The organism is Bartonella sp. AP19HLJMH (genome assembly GCF_042196245.1).
Taxonomy (GTDB): Bacteria; Pseudomonadota; Alphaproteobacteria; order Rhizobiales; family Rhizobiaceae; genus Bartonella.
Genome location: NZ_JBHIPX010000032.1, coordinates 1 through 6,402 on the forward strand (window position 1 = coordinate 1; position 6,402 = coordinate 6,402).

The 6,402-nt window shown below is 39.2% G+C and carries 6 protein-coding genes; all 6 read right to left on the reverse strand.

Annotated features, from left to right (window positions below; genetic code table 11):
• Positions 1–338: 338 nt before the first annotated feature.
• A complete protein-coding gene (locus ACFINR_RS08890; protein ID WP_375612583.1) occupies positions 339–440 on the reverse strand; it encodes a DUF2087 domain-containing protein in 102 nt (33 codons plus the stop codon).
• Positions 419–757: a hypothetical protein gene (locus ACFINR_RS08895; RefSeq protein WP_375613879.1), complete on the reverse strand. Its 339-nt coding sequence runs from the start codon at positions 755–757 to the stop codon at positions 419–421. The genes ACFINR_RS08890 and ACFINR_RS08895 overlap by 22 nt, the downstream gene beginning before the upstream one ends.
• A gap of 287 nt (positions 758–1,044) precedes the next feature.
• Positions 1,045–2,199, reverse strand: coding sequence for an MFS transporter (locus tag ACFINR_RS08900; protein WP_375613880.1), 1,155 nt, complete (start codon positions 2,197–2,199; stop codon positions 1,045–1,047).
• A 531-nt stretch (positions 2,200–2,730) separates the two neighbouring features.
• The gene (locus ACFINR_RS08905; RefSeq protein WP_375613881.1) at positions 2,731–3,969 is read right to left on the reverse strand and encodes a DUF2087 domain-containing protein; all 1,239 of its coding nucleotides are present in this window, start codon (positions 3,967–3,969) and stop codon (positions 2,731–2,733) included.
• A 10-nt stretch (positions 3,970–3,979) separates the two neighbouring features.
• A complete protein-coding gene (locus ACFINR_RS08910; protein WP_375613882.1) occupies positions 3,980–4,654 on the reverse strand; it encodes a hypothetical protein in 675 nt (224 codons plus the stop codon).
• A gap of 213 nt (positions 4,655–4,867) precedes the next feature.
• Positions 4,868–6,067, reverse strand: a complete 1,200-nt coding sequence (locus ACFINR_RS08915; protein WP_375654132.1) for an MFS transporter — start codon at positions 6,065–6,067, stop codon at positions 4,868–4,870.
• Positions 6,068–6,402 lie beyond the last annotated feature (335 nt).

Below are 6,402 nucleotides of genomic sequence, written 5' to 3' on the forward strand. Positions count from 1 at the left end.
TACGGAGCTGCCTTATTATAAGATTAAGTAGGGTAGGGGAAGAACGTATAGGTATCTAATTTACGCGCATAAAGGCTTTGTAGAAATTAAATCTAAACTCAGATTCTCTTGGTTCTTATGTCATCTCTCCCTTTGTCCTATGTGTAGCCTGTATATCGTCATCCTCAAAACAATCTGCTAACTTTTTGTAACAAAAAACTGCAAACAATTCCTTGAACTCCAAACTATCTATACCACTAAATACTAAGGGGGGCGTATAGCTGGCCTAAACTTTCTTTACAGAAAACAAAAAAACAAAACGCTGCATAAGAAAAACTCAAATGCTTGAATTTTTTCTTTCAACGTATGCGCTGATATTTGCTTGCATATCGTCTTAAAAATCCATTTTCCACCAAGATTCGTCTTAATCTCGCAAAATCTAAAGTAAAAAGGCTACATATTTTTGATGTTTCCGTTTCGCGATAGTTTTTCCTATTTTAAATGCTTCTGCAATTTTTGTAAGTATATCTTCTGTTTCTAAATGGCGATCGCTAAAAATTTCCATATTTCGTACATTTTTATCTTCTAGCGCTTGCCATAATTTATCGATTGCTTGAAATCCCTTTGTTGTGTTTTGAATAAGACTAAGGTTTAAAAGGCGATTAATAGATTTGTGAATGTTTTTGGTCTCTGAATTGACAAGTTTGAGGATATCAGAAAGAATTTTAGCACCAAGTATAATAACAGTATAGACAGCGCGTAGTGTCGGTGAGGTCATGGCAGAAATGAGCGAATTATAAGAAAAATGATTTGGCTGTATTGCACATGGATATCAATAGAATATTATTCGTGCAGAATGTAGCTACCTTACGCTTGTCTACCCCATAATCCTTTAAGCTATGAGACAATTTGCAACGGCGTTTACAGAGCAATCTTTAGAGACCGTTTTGAGCTTTTTTGCCGCAGAGTGTGTTCAAAATCATAATTGAGTGATTTATGGCGAAGTGTTTTGAGTGCTCTTGTTGTGCCACCGGTTGTAAAAACTATATGTGACATGGAAGCTGCTTATTTTTTCGTTTGCATGAGGCAAAGGCAAGAAGCAAAGGCGGAGGCACCAACAATCATGCAAAAGGTGAAAGCGATATGATTGTTGAAATGGCTGATAATCCATCCACTTGTCCATGAGCCGGCGGCTTGGCCAATATTTGAAATAACAAGAATATAACTGAAAAGAACACTGGCAGAGAGGGATGAGGTTGTTTTCCCTGCTTGATAGTATATTTCTGGAATCATGACAGATTCATAGACACTGTAGGCAATTAACGCAGTCACAGCGGTAAAGACCCCACCTATGAGGAAAAATGAGGAGAAACTTCCCATAAAGCAGAGCAGATAAAAAGTTGATTTATCGGAAAGGCTGAGATGTTTATTAATTATTCCTTGCCAGATACAAATACTGATGCCAACAATTGAAAAGAAAATTCCACTATAAGGGGCGAGATTGCTGTCAAATTTACTGAGAAGTGTTGTGGTGGTGATGAAAATTCCCATGAGGAATGCACAAAACAAAGCCGTGACCAGCAAATAAGCAATAGAACGATTATGTATTATTGTTTTTAAAGAAGAAAGAAGAGCTTTTTTTGTTTTTTTATTCTTTTCAAGAGATAATGTTTTATGCGGGTAATGATAAACAATTTGAATGGATAGAACACAAAGATATAAACCAATGAGTGCAAAAAAAGCCATTAAGAAGGTTGATGCGTTGTATTTTATGGCACTCGTTGCAACAAGAGGGGCGATAACGACAGCAGCATTTTGAAAAAAAGAATAGAGAGTTAATGCGCGTTTAAGAGCATTTTCATTGAGATGTTCTGATAAAATTTCTCTCAAAAATGGCTTTGAAATTGCTTTCGAAAAAGCCATTAAGGTAAAAAAGATCAACCATGCAGAAGGTGTGAGCGATAGGATAATGCACACAAAAGCGCTACTCCTTAAAATAAAGGCGCTAGCCATTAAGAGTTTACGCGAAAATCTTTCTAATAAACCTGTTGTGGTTACCATGAGAATGCTTTCAAGGATTACCGATCCAGCGAGATAAAAAGCAACATTGGCAGCAGTTATGAGAGAAGAGTTTCCAAGCAGAGGGAGTACAAAGAAAAAGGAAAATTCAGAAAGAAAAACTGTGCTATAGATGAAAAAAGGAATTTTATTTTTGCCCATGGAATTTCCATAGAAGTGTTGTTAAATGATCAAAGACATTTTGTTGTATCTTTTGAGGAAGTTTTGCCAGCCCTATTTCTGCTGTGCACATTTCGTTGAAATAGTATCTTTCTTGATTCACTAGCCAGTCCAATGCAAGAATATTGTTTTTTCTACGATGTTTTTAGAAATATCGAGCATGATTTGGATTGAGCAACAACACTGTGCCCGGATGTTCGCGCAACAATCGTAAGATCATTGAGACCTTGATCCTATATCTTCTCCTGATGGTTTTGACTATTTCTAATTCTTTTTGATAACCACCCAATCCTTTTTGATAACCAATTGGCATCCCGCACTCTTGTTCCTCCCCATTGCATCTCTTGCGAAGAGGGCACGCTAATCTCATCTCCATAGATTGTCAACATATGAATGGGATGAATGATTTTGTAACCTTTTAATGAAATTATATTTTTTTAGTGGAAGGTTATTCATTCTCTTGAAATAGAGAAGAAAAACGATAGCGTTCGCTAATCATTTTTCAATTCTCTTTTAGCGCATGCGTTGATATTTTCCTCCATGGCGTTGTAAAAAACCTCTCTCAACAAGAGTGCGTCGTAATCGGGCAAAGTCTATCGTAAAGAGGTTGCATATCTTGGAAACTTCCGTTTCGCTATAGATTTTTTCCTTCTGAAAGGCTTCACCAATTTTTGATAGCATCTCTTCTGTTTCTAAATGGCGGTCGCTTAAATTTTCCCTATTCCGCTCATGTTTATTTTCTAGCATTTTCCACACTGTCTCTTCGGCTTGAAATCCTTCTGTTGTGTTGTGAATAAGTCCGAGATTCAAAAGGCGATTGATGGATTTGTGAATGTTTTTGGCATCTGAATCGACATGTTTGAGGATATCAGTAAGATTTTTTGCACCAAGGATAATGGCGGCATAAACAGCGCGCAGTGTCGGGGAGGTCATGGCAGAGATCAGTGAATTGCGGGTATTGCGTTTGTGAAGGGTTTCTTTCCCCATGGGCAAAAGATCATTGCGAATGGGAATTTCATTGATTTCTATGAGTTCTGCTTGTAGCGATTGTGCGCGTACAATTTGTTCGGCAAAGGTGCGTTTACGAATAATCCCCAGACCACTTTGGCGATATTTGTGGTTTTCGGGGAGTGTTAAAGCTTCATAGGAGCCATCAAGCCGGTAGAGAATTTCTTCCCACAAAGGAGTTCTGACGCGTCGAACCCGCTGTTCGCCATTGAGAGCAATTGTTGTTGTTATGGTTGGTTCATGTAGACAAAGATAACCACCCGCGGTGATGTGTTCCCAAAGGGTTATAACAAATCGCACGTCATCTGCGGGCGTTCCAGCATCAAGCCAAGCAAAATCTATTGGTCCCCAAGATTTGAGGGTGCTTTCATCAAGAGAGAAAAAATTCTCATGGATAAATGTTACCATGTTTTTTTCAATACCGTCTTGAAGCAGTTTTTGCCATGCTTCTTCTGCTGATTGACCTTCGACTGTAAAATCATCAATGGTGATAAGCCGAGGTTCGTAATTCTCAAGGATTCCTGAAGGATCAAGCAAAGCTGTACGCTCTTCCCAGGTGGAAGATTCTAAAAGTTTTTTATCTTGTTGCCATGCTTGTTTTGCTTTTTGCAGTGCTTTAGCAATCAAGCGCGTACTATCACCAGCACCGATTTCAATGACTGTGCGCGGTCTTGCCATTTGAATAAGCGCATAAATGAGCTGTGCACTATTTTCTGTTCCCATGCCAGGTCTTATCAGCTGCATCTTTTTATCCTTATAATTTTACCAATCGTAGCATTCCTGCTTTTATAAAAAACTTTATTGAATCCTCTAGCGGATATTGAATACGTATTGGTGTGGTGGCTTGCTTCAAGAGATGTTTTGTTTTTTCATGAAGCCGGATTGTACGCCCATTGAGTTGATTAATGGCAAGACTGCCAAGAGAAGAATCTATGATAATACATGTTGGCTCTCGTAAAAGAGCGGTTGCATCATTTTCTGAAAATGCTTTTTGATCTGTTTCGATGAGACCGTGTTGTAAAAGTGATATCAAAAGACTTCCAGAGGCAAGAAGAGTACCATTGAATTGTATTTCCCTCAGTGATTGGACAAGGCAGCCTTCACGAAGTGCTTCAAATGTGGGAAAATCGAATCCGCCAAATGCCGCTCCTTTTGTAGAAACAATGGTGATGGGTTGTATTTGCCGTTTGCCAATGAGTGCTGGTTTGTTTTTTATTATTTGTACATCTTTTGCCCATTGAACGCGTGATAAAGGATTGAGTTCACTTGGGTAGACAGCGAAAGAATTGATGGCTATGGGCGGCGTTGGTTTTTGCAATTCAAGCGTGTGGATGTTTTCATTCAAGTCATGTTGCATGGTGTTTGCAAGTTGCCATACATAACCGCCTGTTCCATTGTAAAAGTTTAAGCCTATAGGGTCTTGTTGCATGATGTTATCGTTTTTTTTACTTTAAAATATCAAGTTTTGGGGAGGGTTGTTAGTTGCTCTACATTAAAGAGTGGTTTATCAAAGTCCTATTGGGTTGGTATGGGGTTGCATGGGATACAACGATTTGATAGGGATTTTATTGAAATTTGATTGGGTGGTGATTGTCATGTCCTTTTGGGGTGTATGGTTTGCTTGAGAAAAACGCCTCGTCCACTAACCATTATCAAATTCTCTCTGTTTTTTTTGTACGGCACTGTTCACAATAAAACCTAAGATGCCTGTGATCATTGTGGCGATGCCAATGATAAACAGTGTGCTTTGGGTGTGATGCACTTTTACAAAACCGGCTCCTAGAAAGCCAAGGCACACCGCTGTTTGTATGATAAAGATATAGGCAGGCATTTGGTTGTTTCGGTGTTCTTTCTGAATGGCTTTCATCATAAAACTTGCCATCAGAGCATTTTGCACGCCGTTAGCACCCCCAAGGATGAAAAATGACAGCATCATTAACCATACAATATGTGTTAAGGAAAAGCAGAAAATTGCAAAACCAATTATTGTAGCGGCAAGTGATGCACCAGCGGCATTGCCAAAGCGATGAAAAAGGCTGGAGAAACAGAGTGGACCAACCACGAGGCCAAGACTTAACATGCTTGTGATTACCCCATAGGTTTCTGCACTGAAGTACAGCTCAGTGCGGATGCGGACAATCGATAAGACGTTGAGAGCAGAGGTGAGGATGATGGTAATGATGAGGGGAGAAAGAGCATAGACAACATTTTTTTTACGCAAGAGACCCGTTAAATCTAGCCCTTTTTTGCTTTTTTGCGTTGTGTTTGTCGTTTGTGTATGAATTTTAAAACTTTTAAAACAGAAGAGAGTGATAAAGGTAGCAAAAAGAACCATGATTGACAACACAAACAATCCTTTTTGCCCGTTTGATATTCCATACAACACGCCCCCTAACAGTGGTCCTGCAATATAGCCAAGATTACGAACTGTTTGGATAATGCGGTTGATACGGTCTAATTGCTGATCATTGGTTGCAAATTCTGGGACGGAAACGAGGATAGCAGACCAAAAGAGTGAACCAGCACAACCTAGTGCGAAAGAAAGGGCAATATAAACCCAAAATTGGTTGGCGATTGCAGCTGTGGCTATAAAGAGTGCTTCAAACAATAAAACAATGGGTACTGTTCGCGCTGGTTGGAAGTGATGCAAGAGGCGTGGTGCAATTGGTCCGGCACAAATTGCCCCGACAAGCCCTGCAAACAGCAGCATTGAAATAGATGCTGTGCTTTCTGCTAAGTGGAGAGCAAATGTAACTTGTGCTGTTTCATCGGCAAAGCTGCTAAAGCCCAAAACAAGGAAAAGTCCCATTTGGGTAAAAATCATGGATTTTTTCTTTGTCACAATGCTCCTCCCCAAGAGGTTATAAGGTACAATTTTCTTCTACGTGTTTATGGTATATCCCATGCTTTGTATAGTTTTTCTTGATGATCAGTTGAAAAGGAAGTTTTCAGAGCTCTTTTCCAAAACAAGAACAATGCCTATTGGCAGCGATGAGCAACTCCTTATGTTTTTTTAAAGGGGAGTATTAAGGATGATGGGCTGGTGAAGTTGTCTGATATGAGAGACAATGATACAAAAAGACAATCAGAAAATTTTGCAAAAAAAGCTGCACTATGCGTGCAGCTTTTTATGTATTTGCTTTAAAGGTAGACAGGTAGATGTTTTAAAGCATGAAA

Excerpts from the sequence above, each read along its gene's own strand:
- ACFINR_RS08895 (WP_375613879.1), bottom strand. The coding sequence starts at position 757 with ATGACCTCACCGACACTACGCGCTGTCTATACTGTTATTATACTTGGT.
- ACFINR_RS08900 (WP_375613880.1), bottom strand. The coding sequence starts at position 2,199 with ATGGGCAAAAATAAAATTCCTTTTTTCATCTATAGCACAGTTTTTCTT.
- ACFINR_RS08905 (WP_375613881.1), bottom strand. The coding sequence starts at position 3,969 with ATGCAGCTGATAAGACCTGGCATGGGAACAGAAAATAGTGCACAGCTC.
- ACFINR_RS08910 (WP_375613882.1), bottom strand. The coding sequence starts at position 4,654 with ATGCAACAAGACCCTATAGGCTTAAACTTTTACAATGGAACAGGCGGT.